This is a genomic window from Pseudoalteromonas sp. GutCa3 (assembly GCF_002836155.1).
In the GTDB taxonomy this organism is placed as follows: Bacteria; Pseudomonadota; Gammaproteobacteria; order Enterobacterales; family Alteromonadaceae; genus Pseudoalteromonas; species Pseudoalteromonas arctica.
Window position 1 is genome coordinate 40,553 of the sequence record NZ_PJBK01000100.1, and the last position, 19,330, is coordinate 59,882.

The window sequence follows — 19,330 nt, forward strand, 5'->3', positions numbered from 1 at the left end:
TAAAAACTATCTAAGATATTCTAAGTTGTTAACACGCCCCAGTGTTTACGCGCGATATAGGCGTTTGGATCGTTGTAGTTGCAATCTTGTGTCGAATGGTTGCGAATTCAAGGGGATTTTAGATAAAAGTTAGTAAGACGTAAAAAGGCCAAGCAAATGCTTGGCCTTTCAATTTTTTAAATTTAGTGATTTAAATTATTCAGGGGCAACTTCAAGCGTTGTAAATAATGCATAACGTCCTGCATCTACGCCTTCTTCATTTACGGTAACCTTGTTAGAGGTTTCGATTAGGTATAGGCCTGGTTCTTTCCACGTAATTGTAAACATACCTTCTTTATCGGTCGTTACTTTTACTTCGCCACGGTCGTTACGGTAGCGTGTGTCGCCTTTTAAAATACTTACTTCAATGCCTTCACCAGCAGATTTACCATCTTGTAGTAACTGAAAACGTGCTTGCTCACCTACAAATAAATCGTTTGGATGCGTTGGACCGCTAAGCTCTAAGCCTAAACCTAATAGGGCAGGCTTTGAGGTGCCATTTCGGCTTACAAATGTATCTACTGTTGAAACAACCTTCGTTGTAGTTACATCTTTTGCATTGCTAGGTAACTCGGCTTCTGTTTTTTTACCAAATACGCGTTTGCGCTTACCTTCTTCGTTTTTATAGAAGGTCATGTACATTGGCTTTTGGGTCATTGCAATGTGATAAGTGCCTTGCTCTGTTAAGCTTACAGCAGCTGAGCTTTTACGTTTTAAGTAATAAGCACGGATGGTTTCAGATACTGGCTCACCATTAGGCGCAAGTGCCATTAATAATGTGTCATCGTACTCGGCGCCTTTTTCTTTAGGTTTAAAGGCTTTGTCTGGTGCAAAAATTTCGTTTGAAATACTTGCGTCAATCATTACGTAATGCGCTTTATCGCCTGATAAAGATGTATGCGAAGGTAGTAACCAACGTCCGTGTGCACTTGCCGAAGTTGACACTAAAGCAGATAAGCTCAATGCGCTGATTAATGCAGTTTTTAATAAATTAATTTTCATTGTATTTCCTTAAATTTAAATGATTAAGTAGCAGCTACTTAGTGCTTACAGTGACGAAGCTTTTAGAAAACTCGTTTTTACCATCAATTGTAATTTTTCCCGACTTTGTTAAATCAAGCTCAACACGGGTGTAGTCTCTGCCGCCTTCTTCGCGTACAACTTCAATATTTAGTAAGTATTTACCTGGTTTTACTGGGTTACCGTCTAAATCATTACCTTGCCAATTTATAGTGTAAGTACCCGCGCGTTTTGTTGCGCCGCTAATGCCGTCAAAGTTGGCATCGCTTTTACCGGCTTTACGCCACCATTGGCGTAAGTCTTTAAACCATTCTGCTTTTTGTACCCAAAGTGCAAGCGTTGTAACGTGTTTGCGCTCTGGTGTTTCAAGCCAAACTGCAACGTATGGACGGTGATACGGTTGTACTTCTAAGTCGGGAAGCGTTAATTCAACCTCTAGCTGTGGTGTTTGCGCATGCGCCATTGTTTGAAAAAACGCAGCTACGAGCAGTAATGCGGCGCTTATAAATAATTTAAATTTAACCATTAAGACACTCCTTTTATTTGTGGAACCCAACATAAATAAATAACCATTGGAGTTGCGACTCCTAGTAAGGTTATCCATATTCCTGCTAAGCGTTTTTTTCTATTTTGAAACAAAATAATCATGCCGGTGATGGCAAATAAAATCATTAGTACGGCAGATATATCAATTACCCAACTCCATACTTCACCGCTGTGGCGGCCTTTATGTAAGTCGCCAATAAGGCTTAAAAAGCCACCTGTTTGGTAATCAAGATTTAGCTCGCCAGTTGTAAAGTCGAGCTCTGCGTAGGCAAATCCTGCAGGCAGTGGGTAGTCGAGCATTACTAGCGCGTCTTCTTTTTCCCACTCAATGCTTTTTACTTTTGTAAGTGCATATTGCTCAGCTAAGTAAGCTTCTATTTCTGGGTAAAGCGTTGGCAGCGTATTTAGCTGTTCATTTGCTTTAGTAACTAGCTCTACTGGAATTATTGCATTTACTTGACCGTTATTTTTATCGTTTTTAAGCCAATCAACGTGATTAAGCACAATGCCGCTAACGCAAAATAAAATAAGCAAAAAAAACAGAGCTGTAGAAATATAAATATGTAGAGCGCGGCTTGTACTATACAAAGCCCGCTTATTAATAAATGACATAAAAACAGTTAATAAATCAAATTTACAACATGATAATGATTTGCATTAGCTATTACAAATTTACTTACTTATCTTTACATAAAACTTTAAAACAAAGGTGTATGCAGGTAAAAAATGAATATTTAATGCTTAGGGGGGCTAGAGGGTCTTAAAATAAGGTAAATCATTACCGATACTTCTATTATTGCAACGAGATAAATAACCCAAATAGGGGCGGCTGAATACAGTAAAAATATAAATCCAATTAACATGCCAATGGCGGCGTAGCATTTGGCTTTAACAGGCACTACTTTGTGGGCTTGCCATTGCTGCAAAGTTACACCGTAACGAGGGTGGTTTAACAGCCATTGTTCAAGCGCGGGTGATGAGTGAGTAAAGCAGGTGAGCGCTAAAATAAAAAATATAGTGGTAGGCATGACCGGTAACACAATGCCAATAATACCCAAGGCTACAAGTATTAAGCCAAGCGCTTTAAACCATAAGTTTTTATAACAAATAAACACTGCTTTTATATTCACTTAGGCTCTTTTTAGGCGTGTTATGGTATCTCTAATTGTAGGCTAAATAGCTATTAATTCGAAGCTTAAAATCAATAAAAAAGGGCAAACTAAGTTTGCCCTTTTAAAAAATAAATGCGGTTAACAGTTTAGAAGTAGTAACCAATATTTATGTTGAAGCGACGTTCTGTATCGCCATCACCAATAATTGTTCCGCCAATAAATGGCTGGTTACGTGCTTGAATAAAGTCGAAGTAACTAAAGAAACCACCTGCAGCAACACTCATACCCGTTACGTTCATCCATGTATCTGCACTATCGTCAGACTTGTCATAAATAATGCCGTAATCGTTGTAAAATTGAATGTCGGTAACTGGGCCCCAATCAAGCGAGTAATTATAAGCAACGTTAAAGTTAGTCATAGTTGCTTCGCTAGATACAGTGTCGTAATAAGCATACGCACCAACAACAAAGCTGTCGCTGCTGTCGTCTAGGTCGTAGTCGTATTCACCGTGTTGAAATTGGATATTCCAGTTGTTAATTGTGCTATCAACATGAAATGCCCATGCGCCGTAGTTACCAGCACGATCGTTACCGTCATGTAAGCCACCACTTAATAGTGATACACCCACATCGGTAGTTATATTTTTGCTGTGTTCAATTTGATATGTTGCACGCCCGGCAAACGTATTGTATTCGCCTATGCGAGAGCCTGGTGCATCGTATGTACCTTCCTCTGCTGAACGACTACCAATAATGTCGTAAGAGTAACGATGGTTAATATCTGAAGAGCCACCGTCTATGCCACCTAGCTCATCATTTTTGAAAAAGCCTAGGTCTAGTTTCCAGTTATCTTTAAGTTTACGCTTTACTACTACACCTAAATCATAGTCGTCTTCTAGGCCTACGTAATAGTTAGTACTGAAAAAGTAGCTGTGCGAGTTGTATGGGCCATTACCAAAAGGCACAGGTGCAATACCTGCTTGTCCTTCCCAGCCATCTGCAAACTCGTAACCTAAGTAAGCGTATTTAACAACGGTCATATAATCGTAAAAACGTACTTCACCGTTAAGTGAAATATCGTTAATTTCACCAGATACATTTATACGGAAAATATCAAAATCAAAATCGCCACCGCGATCTTGGGTATCTTCATCGTATGTGTTGGTGCTGTAATTAAAGCGTATTGCTCCACCAACTTTAATACCTTCATCTTTTTTCTCAGGTTCAGCTGCGGCAACTTCAACTACTTTTTGATCAGATTTTTTACTGATGTTTGCAACTTGTTGTTCGTGTTGCTTATTAATTTGTTGCTGTTTTGTTTTTTCATCAGCTAACTTATTTTCAAGCAATTGCATTTGTTGCTTTAGCTGTTTAAGTTGGCTTTGTAGTGTGTCTAGATCATCAGACGCATAAGAAGTGCTTGTAACACCACCTAGAACTAGTGCTAGTGTTAATTTTGAGAGTTTAGTCATAATAGCCGCTCTGCTTGTGATTAAAAAATAAAAAATTCAAGACGTCAAAAAACGCCTTACGTTTAGAGTAAGTACAAAACTATGTATTTTTTTTATTGTTTATTCTTTAGGAGCTTGAGTAAGTGCACCAACTTCTAGAAGGGGCGATGCATCTAATTTATCTGCATCCATCATCGCGGCTACACGCTGCATTGATGAGAGTAAAAGGCTCTGTTCCCACTCAGCAAGCGCAGAAAACTTTTCAATAAAGTGTTGTTGCAATGGCTGAGGTGCTTTATCAAGTAACTCTTTTCCTTTTTCGGTGAGGTATAAGCTCACTCTGCGTTTATCCATTTGACTGCGTACGCGTGTTACTAAATCTCTGCTTTCAATTCTGTCGAGAATATTGGTGACCGTTGCCGGGCTTAAATTTACGTTCTGAGCTATACGGCTCGCCGTTATTCCATCGGTTTTTTCAACTTCTTGCATTATAAGCAGTTGTGGCCCAGTTAAACCTGAAGTTTTATTTAGCTGCTTAGAATGTAAGTCAATCGCGCGGATCACTTTACGTAAAGAAACCAATAACTCGTCATATTTTTGCATTTGCTTATCTCATCGATGGGGCGGTAGTTTGCCGTAATCGCGAAATGTTACACATCAAATAAATTGAATTCAAACAATATATTGCACATTAGGCCGCTTTTATTGGTTTTTAATAGTTAGAGCAGTAACTAATGTAAAATTATATTGTTTAAATTATAGTAAATTTTCTTAGCATCTTGTGTGCATTAAGTTGCGCACAGTACGTATGTTGTGAATAATTGGCAAGTCTTATTGTATAGACTTTAGTATTATTCATTTACAGCTGTTAGTACAAAGTAATTGTTTGTGAGTTTACTGTATATGTATTAATCGGCAATGAACAAATTCAGCAATCAATATTTAATATCAATAGCGTATACTTTAAGCATGCATTATTGTTTCTGCACAAATATTAAAAATCTTTAGTATCAGTATTATAGGGGAAGGTATGAAATTATCGCCATCAGTTAGCATTGAGCAAAGCGAAACCGGTCTTGAGTTTATTAAAATAGCTAGCTCAAAGTGCGATGCAAAAATATTTTTGCAAGGTGGGCAAATTACCGAGTTTATCCCTAAAAATAACAAGCCACTTATATGGGTATCACAAGACGAAACCTATCAAGAAGGGGCAAGTATTCGAGGTGGTATTCCTATTTGTTGGCCGTGGTTTGGTACACACGCTAATGATGGGTGGCCTGCCCATGGTTTTGCGCGCACAAGCGTGTGGCAAGCTGATGAAGTACACGAATCTGATGAGAAAATTACAGTTAGTTTAAAGCTACCCATGAAGCTTGTTAATACAACGTATTGGCCATATCAGTCAGCATTAAAAGTTGAGTTTGTATTAAGCGATAAATTACAGGTTAGCTTAACGACCACTAACTTAGGGAGTGCGCCATTTAGCTTTACCCAAGCGCTGCATACCTATTTTCCTACATCAGACATTACAAATACCCATGTAAATGGTTTGCAAGGCGCCCAATATATTGAGTTTAGCGAAGGGCCATTTGTACAAAACGATGTTGTAAGCTTTAATCGCGAAACCGACATGGTTTATACACAAGCAAATACAATGCAAACCATTAATACGCCAGAAGGTGTTATTAATGTGAGCCGCGAAAACTCAAGTTCGTGTGTACTGTGGAACCCATGGATAGAAAAATCAAAACGCTTATCTAACTTTGCTGACGATGAGTATAAAACAATGCTCTGCTTAGAGGCTGCTAATGTACTGACAGATAAAGTAACGCTTGAGCCAAAACAAAGCCACACCTTAATAACCACCATTAGTTGGTAAGCTAGTCATAATTAAAAGCAGGAATAGGGACAAATAGTGTTTAACAATCAACAAATAATGGATTTACCAAAGCATAGTGATATTAGCTTTAAGCCATTGGCTGATAAAGCCTTATTACATACACAGCTTAGCTCGCTTCTGTTTTATATACCGCTAATTGGAGCGCTTATTGCTGTTTGTTATTTTAATGAAGCCTTTGCTAATAATGCACAAACGTATTTGCTAATTGGTATGCCTATTTTGGTGGCCGTATCTATGGCGTACAACATGATAAGTGTGAGGTTACGAGGTTTTGCAGTGCGAAATCATGACATTGCTTTTAAAAAAGGCGTTATTTGGCAACAAGTGACGGTATTACCTTTAGCGCGTGTACAGCATATGGAAATACACCAAGGGCCAATAGAGCGAAAACTTAGCCTTGCGAGTATTAAATTATTTAGCGCTGGCGGTGTAAGTGCCGATTTACAAATTAGTGGGCTAACCCATGATGATTGTAAAAATATGCGCCAATTTGTACAAAACTACCGCCAAGACGACGCAACTACTCAGGCAGCTTTAGCCGATGAGTAATACAACTATCGAAGATAAAGCGAGCCCTATTTACTGGCAGAAAGTATCGCCCTGGGCACTTTTATACTTTGTTGTGCACTTTAGTGTGCGCTTTGTAAAAGATGGTCTTTTAAACTTACTGCCTATGCTTGTAGTGTTTGTTACTCAAGTAGAAAATAAGTTGTTTTGGGCGCAGGTTGCAGGTGGGATTGCGCTAATTTCGTTGCTTATTTACTCATTTTTATATTATTTAAATTTTAAGTTTTGTATTAGTAGCGACAACGAAATATTGCTTAACAAAGGTGTATTTAAAAAAGAGCGACTTACGCTTAAATTTGGCCGTGTGCAAAACGTTAATATTGCCGAGCCATTTTATTTTACCCCCGTAAACTTAGTTAATTGTATTTTTGATGCAGCTGGCAGTGTGTCGCAAGAAGTTGTTTTACCCGGCGTCACTAAAGATTACGCACAGCAAATGCGTAAACAAATATTTGATTTTAAAGCGCAGCAACAGCAAGAAATACAAAATACTGAACAAAGCGAAACAGACATTATCGAAAACAGCCTAAGCATTAGCAATAAAGAAATAGCTAAATTTGGTTTAATGTCGAATATGGCTATTTTAGCAATCGCTGCTTTTGCCCCTTTTATAAACTTGATTATCGATTTTTTAGAGAAGCAAATTATTGCGAAAGTAGAAGGCTTTTATCAACAAGAGCTTGGTATGCTGGCAAGTGCTGCTACCTTTGCGATGATCACCTTAATTGTTTTGCTAGTTTTGGTAGCGGTGATGCTATCGGTGACTATGTCGCTTATTCGTTTTTATAACTTTGAGCTTTATTTTAAAGGTCAAAAGTTTAAACGTATTGCTGGCTTGTTAGAGCGCCATCAGCTTTCAATGAGCATGGATAAAGTGCAATCTATTGTTATTAAGCAAAACCTAATGGGGCGATTGCTAAAGCGATTTACCGTTGAGTGCTTGCAAGCAAGTAGCGGCGGAATAGCAGCCGGTGTTGCGGCTAAAAAAAATAAACAAACCTTAGTATTACCTGTATTAAATAGCGAACAAGTTGATAGTGTATGCCAATGGATTTACCCGTGGTTTAATAGTAAAAAACTCGCTTTTAAGCGCGCAGAACGCGCTCTTTTGTATAAAAATTTAGGCTTTTATTCACTGTTACCCAGTGCATTAGTGTTTGGCTTTTGTTTTATTGCTGATATTAATGCTTTGATAAGCCTTGGTGTTTTGGTGGTGTTTTCTGGCTTGGTAACTTTATCGTATCAGCGTTATGGTTATTACATGCATGAGGATAATGGTCGATTTTACATGGTTGTACGCAAAGGTATGATTGGCGTTCATTACCGTGTTTTTGAGCTTTATAAAGCGCAAAGTGCACGCAGTATAAGTACGTACTTAATGAGAAAATCAGGCTTAAAAAGCCTGTATATACAACTTGCTTCAGGGTTTGCATTTATGCCCTACATAAAGCAGCAAGATGCTGACTTTATTATTGATTTTACAATTAAGCAGATTGAGTCAGATACTCGCAGCTGGATGTAAACTCCCCTAATAAAACATGTGTAAATACACATTTGCACATGCTTTATTACACTTTCTTACTGCCCATGAAAGACATTTAATAATACCCTAGATGGTATTAAGGAATTCTTTTAGGGACGCTCATGAAAAAAACACTTATCGCATCAGCTTTATTACTAGCAGCACCAAGCTTTGCAGCCGATTGGCAAACTATTCATACTGAACATTTCAACATTCACTACAGTGTTGAGCATGTCGATTTTGCTAAATCGAGCGCAGCAGAGCTTGAAATAGTGCGCACCAAAGTGCTTGAGCAGCAAAACCGAGCACTTGATAAAACCGTTGATGTAGTAGTGTTTGATCCCCTAAATGCAGCAAATGGCTTTGCGCTACCTACTTCAAATAACCCTGTAATGGCGCTTTTTACTACGCCACCACAATCCGACACAGTTATATCAAACAGCGCTGGCTGGCAGCAGTTACTTGTACTGCATGAATATATTCACTTAGTGCACTTAGCACAGCCTACACGCAATGACTGGCAGCAAAAAGTACGTGGTATATGGGATTTATACGACTTAACCTACAGTGATACGCCGCGCTGGGTAGCCGAAGGTTATGCCACATTGATTGAATCTAAAATGACGGGTCGTGGACGTTTATTTGATAACTACTCAGAGTCAATACTGCGAGAATTTGCTCAACAGGGCGCATTGCCAACCTATGGGCAGTTAAATGGCGAGCAGGGCTTTATGGGCGGCTCAATGGCGTATTTAATGGGTAGTCGCTTTTTAAATTGGTTAGAGAAAAACTATTCAGAACAAACACTCGATAGTGTTTGGACGCGAATGCAAGGCGTAAAAACGCGGAATTTTGATGAGGCATTTAGCGGTGTGTTTGGGCAAAGTGCAGCCAAGCTATATCGCCGATTTATAGCTGAATATACCTATAAAGCAATGCAAATAGAGCAAGGGGAGCCGTTACTTAATAGTGAACTTTGGCTTGAGCTTAACTTATATGCAAGTAACCCAGTACTTTCAAAAGATGGTAGTAAAATTGCGATTGTTGAGCGAGATAAAGAGAGTAATACCAAGCTTATAATTTATAGCACTGATGACAACATTAAAGCGCAAGAAGAGTTTACTAAAGCGCAAAAGGAGCTACTCGAAAACGATGCACAAGATATTCCCGATACAGCGCCCAGTGTGTTTAAGCGCGAACAAAAACAAGTGCTTAATCAAATTAACCGAGCCGGTATTGCAAATCCTCAATGGGTAAATAGCACAACTTTATATTTCAATGCGTACAGCAATGAAGAGTCGGGTATTTATAACAAAGTGTCTGACATATTTAGCTATAACACTGACACTGGAAATATTACACAACTTACCGAACTTGCTGGTATACGACGATTTAGCGTAACCAGTAACGGCGAAACCTTGTATGGCGAGCAAATAAGAGATGGCTACTCTGAATTAGTAAAGGTTGATCTCAATACGCAAACCATCACACCATTATTTACAAAAAGCCTTGAGACAACTTACGATTACCCAATACTCAGTCCTGATGAAACTAAATTAGCTTATTTATCAACGTCATTAAATGAAAATTGGCAATTGTATATACAAGGTATAAACGGCGAACAACAGCTATCAGTACCTATGCCAAACGGGTATCAATATTTAAGTCAGCCAAGCTTTAGCCATAATGGCGAGTCACTTTATTTTGTTGCAGGTTTAAATAGCGCCACCGATATTTATAACTACAACATAGAGAGTAAAACACTCACCAAGTTAACCCAAGGGCAAGAGGCCGTTACCCACCCAATTGAAATGGCTGATGGCTCGTTACTCTATTTTTCGATAACTGCAGATGGGCCAAATGTAAAAACACTGCCAAAAGCTATAAAAAGCACTGTAGTTACTGAGTTTGCAGCTAACAAAAAAGCACCGCTGCTAATAGTAAACGAACATACACTTCCAAAAGCTAAAATATATAAGCACGAAACTACAGAGCAAACAAATTACAACGTGCTCGACCAGCACGCTACTTTCGCGATTGGCTCTCAATATTATTCGGCTTCTACCAGTTTGTTAGATTTAAGCATTAAAAGTAGCGACTTATTAAAGCAGCTCGACTTACAAGCGGGTTATAGCACTGATTTACACGATGGGGCATTGCACGGTGGTTATGTGCAGGCAAAATATAATGCGCTTGATGTAAAACTGAAACTTGCACTGTTTGACTACAATTTAGATACATCGCGCCAGTATCAGCAAAGTCTAAGTGCAGACATGGATGCCCGTGGTGGTTTTGCCGCAATAAGTTACCCCGTTATATTTGGGCAGTTAAGTTTAACGCCAGAGCTTGCCTACAATTACACTGATTATAAGCAAAGCCATAAAAGTTGGACGCGTTTAGGTATTGCTCAAAATTGGCAATATGATCGTCAAGACTTTGCTATAGGCCAAAGTATTTATGCGAGTTGGTACGATGGCAGTAGCAAAAGTAATAATTGGCAAGGTTATGATTTAGCTGCCAAAATTTTTGGTAAAGCGTTTGGTATTCCTCTTTATGCAAACTTTTCTCAAAAGCAACGTGACGACAGGAGCCTTGCATTAGGTGGCTTTAGCTCAAATCTTATTAATCAGCAGCAAAATAGTGAATATGTACTTTCATCTGAGCTGCCTTTTTACAGTGCAACTGCAAAGCGCTATCAAGGCTACGGTGGCGGCTTTAGCTTTAAAGAAGGCATGCCGTGGCTTTATTATAAGCAACATCAACTCGACGACACCGTATACGCACAAAGCTACGGCTTAAAATACCAAGGTGACTTTAGTTTTGGAATGGGGCCAGCAGGTGTAAACGATTTAACGTTTAATATGGGACTGTCGCGAGTAGAAGGCGACAGTTTTGAAGATGAAATGCGAGCGTGGTTAAGCTTTTATTATTCGTTATAAATATTAATTGGCTAAGTTACTTATCCATCTGCAAGGATAGTAACTTAGCTTGATATACATCGAGTTTTTGATTATCACGTTCTAGTTCAATTGCTTTCTCAAGTAAGGTTTGTGTTTGTTTAATATTACCTTGTTGATAGCGAACTTTTGCGAGTTCCAAGTATAACTCAGCAATGTAAGGCGCTTTAGTAATAGCTTGCTCAAGGTGTGCTTTAGCCTGATGAGCATGGCCAGCTTGTAAGTTGTTTTTAGCGATCACTAGTAATTCGTATGGGTCTTTTTCTTTATTAACTAATTGTGAGGTGAGCTCTTTAACAAGCTCTTTGTCGCCTAACTTTTTAGCTAAAAGCTGATAGTTGCTGATTAAATTAATGCTTATTTCGTTATTACTAAGTGCTGTTTGATAGATGTTTTTAGCGCTTTGTAAATCACCAGCTCGGCGATGCAAAATGCCCGCTATATTAAATAATTCAGGATCATTGGGGGTGTATTTGTTTGCTTGTAAAATAAGTGAGTAAGCAATATCCAGCTGTTTGTCTGCTAGCGCTGTTGCAGCTAAATTACTGTAAAACTTAGAAACTAAATCGTTATAGTCTGCGCTGCTTGAATAAAAACTGCGACGGGTAGGGAAGTAATCAATTAAGGTGCCCGCTCTGAAAAACTCAATTATATTATCATCTTTTTTCTCTACTTTTGGAGCATATACTTTTGTTCTAAAGTGATTAGCGACATAAACAACATTATTTTCTTTTGCGTATATGGGCTTACTTGTAACTTCTTGAAAGCTTGTTTCTAATCCAAGAGCTTTGCGTTAAAATGGCTAAACTAATGCAATTACCTTGCGAACGCTTTAAGGTTTGAGCTGAAGTAAGTGTATCGCCATGGTATTTAAAGTTAGCTATCTGGCTTTCGAGGTAGTTGTAAATTATACGGTCATCACGGATTTGGGATAGCTTTTGGTTTTCGGCGTAAGCTAAAAACATTTCTTTTTCAGCATCCGGTAACTCAAAAATACTGTGCTCGGAAGGTGTGTCGAGTTTATTAAACAAAGAATGGTTTAATAGTTGTTCAAGCCCTACTTGTTGTTCTACTTGCTGAACCTTGGTTGTGTTACATCCAACTAAAAATAAAAAGGTAATACTAATAACTATTTTGATAAATATCATAACCCACTCCTTTGTTAATTTTTACATTACAATGTGGTGGGTTTTTAATCAATGTTATAGATGTTTTTTCTAAAATTTTATAAATGGACTAATGCTAAATTTACGATGTATAAAATTTTGGCTTAAATACTAATGTGAGCATAGTTTTATAATGAAACACTAATAAACTAAACCTCAGCCCTAATACAGAGCTGTAGGCAAAATAACGTTAGTAGCTTTGGGTATGCGCTAAGTAGAGTTTTATTATTCACTTTAAATGACTGTTAAGTAAATGTTATATTCTGAGCTGTTTTAATAAAATAAGTATTTTGACAATGTCATTTAAGCATCAGAAAGTTCCCAAGAGCGTTGTACTTCCAAGCGTCCCCTCCGACGCACCTGGTTTAAGGTATGAAAAGCCAGAACTAGGTAGTAACTATTGGGTTGTTGATGAGTTTTTTAAACATGAAGAAGCAATGGCTATTCGTTCTTCATGTTTAAAAAAAGAGGTTTGGAAGTACGGTAAGCCGTATACCAAAGAACTTTGGCCTGGAATGCGCACTCCTAATGCTCTAAATAGTAAACAGCTTAAAAAAATAGAAAAATATGTTAAGTCAGTTATCAAAAAAAATAAATTATGGGTTGCTGATTCCAATAAGGTTGTAGTTGATACCAATACTGCAATTTTAGTGGGGGCTGAAGAAGGGGCTTCTAGGCCTCATGTAGATAATCGTTATTTATGTAGATACGCTGCTGTTTTGTATTTAAATCCTGATCCAATTACCTCTGCCGGTACCTCTTTTTATCGTTTAAAGTATGCAAATGAAGCGGCAGGAGGAAATATTGTCGATCCTCCTTATGCTAACCTTGTTGATGCACTTAATGTAAGTAGCCTTCCATATAGCGCATGGTATAAAGACATAGATATTGAGAATCGCTTTAATCGTTTAATTATATTTAAAGGTAGTATTGTTCACAGTGCATCTGAGTATTTTGGAGATGATTTAAATACTAAAAGGCTGGCGATAACATTTTTTTGGATGTGCGAAGATTAATTAATAATTCTTTTTAGGCAAGAAAAATCTTGTCGATAGTAAGGCAAAAATTTCGTTACTTAGTTGTTCTAAATGAGACGTTTTTAATGCAACTAGCGTTAGGTTTACTCCCTCAAAATGACTAAGTATTATTGCGCACTCTCTTCTATAAATAATATGTAGAGTGCTGTTTTTATAATTTATAAATAGCTTATTATTAAATGAATCATAAGCTATTATTTTTAAACGCTAGGGCATGTTGAACTTTGTGGATTGAAATTTGTTCAATCTAGGGGCGATTAAATCGCGGCGCGAGGTTTGTAACCTAGTGGGCTAAGTAAAAACCGAGCAACAAAGAGTCAATCGTCCCTAGAAAGAACCCAAAGGGCAGCGCATGTTTGGTATTTATGCTGCGTTATCGCCTATTCATGGGGAATAACCACACTACATAGGCTTCGCCTTGCCTAAAAACCAAACATACTGCTGCAAATTCACCCACCAAAGATCAACACGCCCTAGTGACTTAGCGTTTATTTAATCGGTTTTTTTGTGATTGTTTTTTACGTTTTCGGCGAGTAAACCATAAGTAAAAACCAGTACCTGCTAGCCACACTGGGCTTAAACCAATTACGCACCACAGTATTTTACTTATTAGCCCTGCAAAGTAGCCAAAATGAAGTTTTCTAAAACTATCAATTACCTGCCAGCCAACGCCTACTTCGCGAATATCCCAGTTAGCTATGTGCTCGCCTGTTAGCTTGTTATAGCTAACCGTATTGGCATACTCACTAGCAAGTGGGTTGGCGGTATCGACTTCGCCGAATAAGGTAATGTTTTCGTCAGGCTCGAGTGGCATAACTAAAAACGTACCGTTAAAAGTGGAGATTTGCTTTTTACTGTCATCAAGTATGCGTTGAAACGAAATATCGCTACTGTGTAGGTTTTTGGTTAATACAAAGTGCTCTTCCTCTGCGTGTTCAATAACTTCGTGATACCACACCGCCCAGTTAAAGTAGCCACCTGTGATAGCTAAAATAATAATGATGGGAGATCCTATAACCCCCGTCATTTTATGAATGTCGCTAAGTACAATTTGCAGTGTTGCACGCCAGCGCACACTAAATAGACGCTGCCAAAATTTACGATAAATAATAAGCCCAGTAATACCTAATACCAATAAAAACAGAGCAAAAAAGAAGCCTAGTACAGTGCCTGTTTGCCCTGGCAGGTTTTTAAAGTCGTTCAGTAAAAAAGTGTAATGTAGTTCTAAAAACCAATCGGTAAAATAATGGCTGGTACCAACAGGTTCAGACAAAATGTCACCCGTATACTGGTTTAAATGAAACTTATACCATTGCTCTGTGCCGCGTTTGACTAAGTAAACCCGATCAGCTGTATCATTGTTAAATATTTCCCAACTACCTACTACATATTCAGGGTAAGCATGCTCTGTTTTGGCAATTAACGTGTCGATTGGCATGCGCTCTGGCAGTGCATTTACAACAAAGTGGCTGCTTGGCATAAGTAAGCCATCTATTTCACTTTTAAAAACTAATACGCTCCCTGTAATACTAATAACAATCAATGGAATGATAGCTATTAGAGCGATCCAACTGTGAATTTTAAAAAGAGTTTTTCTCATAGGTAGTTTTATATACAGCAGCTAATGACTTGCGCATGATAACAACTATCATTTTTATTTAATAGTTTGGCGGTGAGGCTTTCTATTAAACCGGTAAACCGTGAACTTAATTCTACGGTTTTTGTATACCTAGCTTGCCAGTACCTAAAACAAGAATGTCTTATTTAGTTGAGTTAAATTTACGCGGCTCTACAATGCCGCGCTCATAGTAAAAGCCTTTTAAAACAAATGTTTATTAAATGTTTTTATTTCCGTTTTTAATTAACATTTATATAACGATCGAGGTTGCTTTGGCGCATTATTTGCCTATATTGTCTTCATTTATTCTGGTTTTTAGTTTTTTACCATTACTAAACAAAATTCGAAAAAATCGTAGTGTCTCAGGTTTATCACTATTGATGATGACGTTTGGGTTAGCACAAAGCCTTTATTTTATAACCTACAATATTTATTTTGAGCGTTTTTATATTGCGTTACCATTTATTGTAACCGGTGCGTTAAGCGGACTTATTTTGTATTTTTTTGCACGTTATAACGCAGCTAAACGAGAACGGGTACAGTTGTTTACTATGCTAGGTTTTTCGTTACTGCCTTTTTCACTGCTTTTGAATTCAAGCCTCGATACTGCAACGGTATTAAGCGCTTTAACGTATGTTGGCCTTGTGATGAGTTCGGTACGTGTTATGCCGCAAACTTATAAAACATTGCGTACGGGTAATGTGAGTAATTTAAGCGCGCGCTACTTTAGCTTGCAGTTTATTGCTGGTATTTGCGGCTTAGTTGTTGAGCTTACAACAGCGGCTCCAAGCACAGCGCACTTACTTATGTTTATTATGCTGTTGCTTACCAATGCTGTGCAATTTGGTTGTATGCAATATTATAGAATGCGGCCTGTAATGGCTTAAAGCCAAAATAAAGGTGCTAATTTAGTTTAGGTATGGCAGTTTTAAGCTATTAATCATTACAAAGTTTAAACAATGCAATTAGCTATTCATCAAATTGATGCGTTTACGAATGAGTTATTCAAAGGTAACTATGCGGCAGTGATCCCACTAGAATCGTGGTTAAGTGACGATTTATTGCTAAAGATTGGCGCTGAGAATAACGTATCTGAAACTGCTTTTACCTGCCTGCAAGACGATGGCAGTTTTGTTATTCGTTGGTTTTCGCCGTTAATGGAAATCGATTTTTGTGGTCACGCCACACTTGCGGCTGCCTATGTTTTATGTGAAGAGCATAACATATCGCAAATTCGCTTTATTGCTGATGCGGTGGGCGAGCTAATCGTTAATAAAAACGCTGATGGTAGCTTTGCAATGACCTTTCCAAAACAAGCACCGGTTGAAGTGCAAAATGTGCCTCAGCAACTGCTTGATGGCCTGTCTATGCAACCGAGTAAAGTGCTTAAAAATCGCCAAGCCTACTTTGTTATTTATGAAAACGCCGATCAAATACTTGAATTAAAAACTAGCTCAGAGCTTTTAAAAACGCTTTATCCACTTGATGTAGTGGCCACTGCTGCAAGTGCTGAATATGATTTTATATCTCGTTATTTTTGGCCTGCAAGCGGTGGCGACGAAGATTATGTAACAGGCTCTATTCATACTGGCTTGGCACCTTACTGGGCGCAGCAATTGGGTAAAACTACGTTAAGCGCTTATCAGGCTTCAAGCAGAGGCGGGTATTTACTATGTGAAGTGGGTGATACAACCGTCACCTTAACGGGGCATGCTGTAAGGTATTTAAAAGGCACTATTTATATTTGATCTGTGAATTAAGTGATAAAAAAGGCCACGTTAAACGTGGCCTTGGTTTACTCAATTAGTAGAGATATTTTACGCTTCTAGTGCTTTTGCAATTAAGCGATCAATATATTTTTTATGCGCTTTAGTTGCTGTATCTGCACCCCAAGCAGTGCTGGTATCGGCTATTTGAGTTAGCTGATATAACGCAGCTGTTTTAGCTAAGTTATCGTACTTACTTGCTTTGCCAAGACCTGCAATTGCGATTAGCTGATTAACATACTCAATTTGTAAGTTGTGACTAATAGAATTTGCGTCTTTGCTTTTCACAAAAATATTAGCGGTTAAATCTTGCATAAACTGAGTTAGGCTATATTCATTGCCGTACAAAGCAGTATCAGAAATACGCAGTAATACGGCTGGGTGTAATAGCTGCGCAAGTACAGACTTTTGCATACCTAAAATCATTTTGTGTGCTTTAGGGTCTTCATTTTTACCAAAGTGATTAAAGCCACGACGTTGCAGTTGCAAGTAGCTATATAGAGGTTGCATGTTTTGTAGTACGTCTGGTGCAAATACAAACTTTGCGAGTATATCCATCGCTTGTGTTTGACGTTCAAGAGATACCGGTGTAAATGGCTTATCTGCGTTTGCATCACCCACTACAGCACGCTCAACGTACACACCACCAATTTGGCGAGAAACAACACCTGCTTGAGCTCTGTACTGACCAAATAAGCTATTAGCAGAGGTAACAAGCTGTTGGTAAGACTCACCTTTAACTGTTGCTTTATCTTTTAGCTCAGTAAATAGTTTATTAATTAGTGCCATACGATCTGCGCCATAGGCAGCAGGGTTGGACGACAAATCACCAATCATTACACGTGGATCGATATGGCGACCTGGTGCGCGCATATCGTCTGCATCGTTACCAAAGGCAAGGGCATGTTCACTTGAACGAGCAAGTATTTTTTCAAGTCTAGCTTGCTCAGCAGCTTCATCTGCAAGTGCTTCGCTGTAGCCATAGTTAATAGCCCAATCATCATAAGGGCCTGGTTTTGTTTGAAAAATATCACCTCGCTGCATACCAATTGGGGCAATGTTAGCTGGTGCATAATCCATAACAGAACCGGTTACTATGCCTTGGGTTTTGTTTTTGTCGTGTACTTCTTTTTCATCCCACAAAATAGATGATTTCATATTGTGGTTAAGACCTAAAGTATGGCCAACTTCGTGAAGTACCAATTGCGTTAGACCTTGGCGAAGCATTTCTTTATCTTCAATTTTGTCGCCGCTAGCAAGACCTTTGGCAAGCATTAGATTTTGTTGAATCTCATGCCCTAGTGAGCAATTTAGCTCACCGGGATTTGTTGTTTCACCGTGGCTCATTGTTCCTTGAGTGAAAAGTGTGTCGTAAATCCAGCGGTTTTTCATAAATACAAACTCAAGCATAATGTCTGAACCCAGTATTTCGCCTGTTAATGGGTTAGCAAGTGCTGGTCCGTATCCGCCAAATGGAGGCTTAGGTGACGAAGTCCAACGCAGTACGTTGTAATTAATATCGCCCGCATCCCAGTCTGCATCATCTGGTTGTACTTTTACCTCTAAGGCATTTTTAAAACCGGCTTTTTCAAAAGAGGTATTCCACGTTAAAACAGCGTCACGAATAGTATCGCGCCATTCAATGGGGGTGGTGTTTTCTATCCACCAAGTAATTGGTTTTACTGGCTCTGAAAGTGCTGCACTAGGGTCTTTCTTTTGTAGATCCCAACGTTTTATAACATCTTCATAAGGTGCCCAATCGGCAGATGTCATTTGATCAAATTGATTTGTAAAATAACCAATGCGCGCATCATCCATACGTGGTGCGTAGTTATTGCTAGGTAGAGCGACAAACGAGTGCTGAACTTTTACCGATACACTACGCGGGTCGCTTACTGCATTTGAGCCACGTACCGTTGGGCTTGGGTTAGTAAATACGTAATCAACAACTACGTCTAAGTTATTAGGGTATGGACGCTGTTTAATAATGCGTGATTTTTTATCGTCTAATTTGCCTACTTTAAAGCGCTTTTTGGCGTTTTTATCAGCTGGATTTGGCGTAGGTGATACTTTGTGAAGTGCTTCGCTTAAAAATAACTTATTTACGTTAAATGCTATTTTACCGTCTTCTTCTTTTTCTATTTTAATGCTCGCAAGTACCGCTTCACTAATATTGGCATCACTCGCTTTTGAAATTGCACTGTTTTCGTCAAATTTGTAGCGAGGTGTTTTGCTAATGATATCGATACGATCAAAGTATTTTCTAAATTCAATTAACTTAGTTTCACGATACGAACCACGATAATGGCCTGCATCTGTAACGCCATCGACAGTGTGCGCAAAATATACAAACGGCGTATTAAGTTGGGACTCGTTAATCACCATAAGGTGCTTACCGGTTTTTTCGTCTTGGTAAAGGCTAAATATACCGGCAAATTCGGTTTGTCCTTTGATCATTTCGCTAAGTGTTTTTGGCTCTTTTTCGTCTTTTTTATCGGCTGCAAATGCATGGCTGCCAAACGCTAAGCTAAGCGCAAGGGTGATGGTCGTTAATTTCATTTTGAGACTTTTAATATTTGTTAATTTAATTGGACTGTACGTAAATTAATTTAATTTCGCACATCTTCGC

Annotated in this window: 15 protein-coding genes and 1 pseudogene; 7 read left to right on the forward strand and 9 right to left on the reverse strand. The window is 38.5% G+C overall.

The genetic code is table 11. The features are described 5' to 3' along the window. Window positions 1-195: 195 nt before the first annotated feature. From CXF64_RS17605 to CXF64_RS17630, 6 genes are all read right to left on the reverse strand, one after another. Window positions 196-1,041 (reverse strand): DUF4198 domain-containing protein, encoded by an 846-nt coding sequence (locus tag CXF64_RS17605; RefSeq protein ID WP_101217647.1) that lies wholly within the window; start codon window positions 1,039-1,041, stop codon window positions 196-198. A gap of 34 nt (window positions 1,042-1,075) precedes the next feature. Continuing rightward, window positions 1,076-1,585, reverse strand: a complete 510-nt coding sequence (locus CXF64_RS17610) for a DUF2271 domain-containing protein (protein WP_101217648.1) — start codon at window positions 1,583-1,585, stop codon at window positions 1,076-1,078. After that, window positions 1,585-2,217: a PepSY-associated TM helix domain-containing protein gene (locus CXF64_RS17615; RefSeq protein WP_101217649.1), complete on the reverse strand. Its 633-nt coding sequence runs from the start codon at window positions 2,215-2,217 to the stop codon at window positions 1,585-1,587. The genes CXF64_RS17610 and CXF64_RS17615 overlap by 1 nt, the downstream gene beginning before the upstream one ends. Before the next feature lie 122 nt (window positions 2,218-2,339). Beyond that, complete coding sequence (locus tag CXF64_RS17620) at window positions 2,340-2,735, reverse strand: YbaN family protein (protein WP_101217650.1); 396 nt, start codon at window positions 2,733-2,735, stop codon at window positions 2,340-2,342. 128 nt (window positions 2,736-2,863) lie between these two features. Next, window positions 2,864-4,189, reverse strand: coding sequence for a hypothetical protein (locus CXF64_RS17625; protein WP_101217651.1), 1,326 nt, complete (start codon window positions 4,187-4,189; stop codon window positions 2,864-2,866). A 99-nt stretch (window positions 4,190-4,288) separates the two neighbouring features. Then, window positions 4,289-4,771 carry a MarR family winged helix-turn-helix transcriptional regulator gene (locus tag CXF64_RS17630; protein WP_024589614.1) on the reverse strand — a complete coding sequence of 161 codons (483 nt, stop codon included), beginning with the start codon at window positions 4,769-4,771 and terminating at the stop codon, window positions 4,289-4,291. A gap of 427 nt (window positions 4,772-5,198) precedes the next feature. Here CXF64_RS17630 and CXF64_RS17635 point away from each other — a divergent pair, with 427 nt between their 5' ends. From CXF64_RS17635 to CXF64_RS17650, 4 genes are all read left to right on the forward strand, one after another. Beyond that, window positions 5,199-6,047 carry a D-hexose-6-phosphate mutarotase gene (locus tag CXF64_RS17635; RefSeq protein WP_024589615.1) on the forward strand — a complete coding sequence of 283 codons (849 nt, stop codon included), beginning with the start codon at window positions 5,199-5,201 and terminating at the stop codon, window positions 6,045-6,047. Between the two features lie 36 nt (window positions 6,048-6,083). After that, window positions 6,084-6,617: a PH domain-containing protein gene (locus tag CXF64_RS17640; protein ID WP_101217652.1), complete on the forward strand. Its 534-nt coding sequence runs from the start codon at window positions 6,084-6,086 to the stop codon at window positions 6,615-6,617. Beyond that, entirely contained in the window at window positions 6,610-8,157 is a 1,548-nt protein-coding gene (locus CXF64_RS17645; RefSeq protein ID WP_101217653.1) for a PH domain-containing protein, read from the forward strand. The genes CXF64_RS17640 and CXF64_RS17645 overlap by 8 nt, the downstream gene beginning before the upstream one ends. Window positions 8,158-8,279: 122 nt before the next feature. Beyond that, window positions 8,280-11,096, forward strand: coding sequence for a TolB family protein (locus tag CXF64_RS17650; RefSeq protein ID WP_101217654.1), 2,817 nt, complete (start codon window positions 8,280-8,282; stop codon window positions 11,094-11,096). A 16-nt stretch (window positions 11,097-11,112) separates the two neighbouring features. On the opposite strand, the pseudogene CXF64_RS17655 reads toward CXF64_RS17650, so the two are convergent. Further along, window positions 11,113-12,262 (reverse strand): annotated as a pseudogene (locus CXF64_RS17655) (tetratricopeptide repeat protein). Window positions 12,263-12,576: 314 nt separating this feature from the next. Here CXF64_RS17655 and CXF64_RS17660 point away from each other — a divergent pair. Beyond that, window positions 12,577-13,296 (forward strand): DUF6445 family protein, encoded by a 720-nt coding sequence (locus tag CXF64_RS17660; RefSeq protein ID WP_007580474.1) that lies wholly within the window; start codon window positions 12,577-12,579, stop codon window positions 13,294-13,296. A gap of 502 nt (window positions 13,297-13,798) precedes the next feature. On the opposite strand, the gene CXF64_RS17665 is transcribed toward CXF64_RS17660, so the two are convergent. Continuing rightward, on the reverse strand, window positions 13,799-14,917 hold the full coding sequence (locus CXF64_RS17665) for a PepSY-associated TM helix domain-containing protein (RefSeq protein ID WP_101217655.1): 1,119 nt from the start codon (window positions 14,915-14,917) through the stop codon (window positions 13,799-13,801). A gap of 290 nt (window positions 14,918-15,207) precedes the next feature. On the opposite strand from CXF64_RS17665, the gene CXF64_RS17670 reads away from it, so the two are divergent. Continuing rightward, the gene (locus tag CXF64_RS17670) at window positions 15,208-15,822 is read left to right on the forward strand and encodes a PQ-loop repeat-containing protein (protein ID WP_033012533.1); all 615 of its coding nucleotides are present in this window, start codon (window positions 15,208-15,210) and stop codon (window positions 15,820-15,822) included. A gap of 72 nt (window positions 15,823-15,894) precedes the next feature. Beyond that, on the forward strand, window positions 15,895-16,683 hold the full coding sequence (locus CXF64_RS17675; protein WP_101217657.1) for a PhzF family phenazine biosynthesis protein: 789 nt from the start codon (window positions 15,895-15,897) through the stop codon (window positions 16,681-16,683). Window positions 16,684-16,752: 69 nt separating this feature from the next. Here CXF64_RS17675 and CXF64_RS17680 read toward each other — a convergent pair whose 3' ends face one another. Beyond that, entirely contained in the window at window positions 16,753-19,260 is a 2,508-nt protein-coding gene (locus tag CXF64_RS17680) for a zinc-dependent metalloprotease (protein WP_101217658.1), read from the reverse strand. Window positions 19,261-19,330: the final 70 nt, after the last annotated feature.

Bases quoted from the DNA above. Each gene is read 5' to 3' on its own strand.
- CXF64_RS17625 (WP_101217651.1), bottom strand. From the start codon at position 4,189: ATGACTAAACTCTCAAAATTAACACTAGCACTAGTTCTAGGTGGTGTT.
- CXF64_RS17680 (WP_101217658.1), bottom strand. From the start codon at position 19,260: ATGAAATTAACGACCATCACCCTTGCGCTTAGCTTAGCGTTTGGCAGC.
- CXF64_RS17645 (WP_101217653.1), top strand. From the start codon at position 6,610: ATGAGTAATACAACTATCGAAGATAAAGCGAGCCCTATTTACTGGCAG.
- CXF64_RS17665 (WP_101217655.1), bottom strand. From the start codon at position 14,917: ATGAGAAAAACTCTTTTTAAAATTCACAGTTGGATCGCTCTAATAGCT.
- CXF64_RS17610 (WP_101217648.1), bottom strand. From the start codon at position 1,585: ATGGTTAAATTTAAATTATTTATAAGCGCCGCATTACTGCTCGTAGCT.
- CXF64_RS17660 (WP_007580474.1), top strand. From the start codon at position 12,577: ATGTCATTTAAGCATCAGAAAGTTCCCAAGAGCGTTGTACTTCCAAGC.
- CXF64_RS17675 (WP_101217657.1), top strand. From the start codon at position 15,895: ATGCAATTAGCTATTCATCAAATTGATGCGTTTACGAATGAGTTATTC.
- CXF64_RS17635 (WP_024589615.1), top strand. From the start codon at position 5,199: ATGAAATTATCGCCATCAGTTAGCATTGAGCAAAGCGAAACCGGTCTT.
- CXF64_RS17605 (WP_101217647.1), bottom strand. From the start codon at position 1,041: ATGAAAATTAATTTATTAAAAACTGCATTAATCAGCGCATTGAGCTTA.
- CXF64_RS17630 (WP_024589614.1), bottom strand. From the start codon at position 4,771: ATGCAAAAATATGACGAGTTATTGGTTTCTTTACGTAAAGTGATCCGC.
- CXF64_RS17615 (WP_101217649.1), bottom strand. From the start codon at position 2,217: ATGTCATTTATTAATAAGCGGGCTTTGTATAGTACAAGCCGCGCTCTA.
- CXF64_RS17650 (WP_101217654.1), top strand. From the start codon at position 8,280: ATGAAAAAAACACTTATCGCATCAGCTTTATTACTAGCAGCACCAAGC.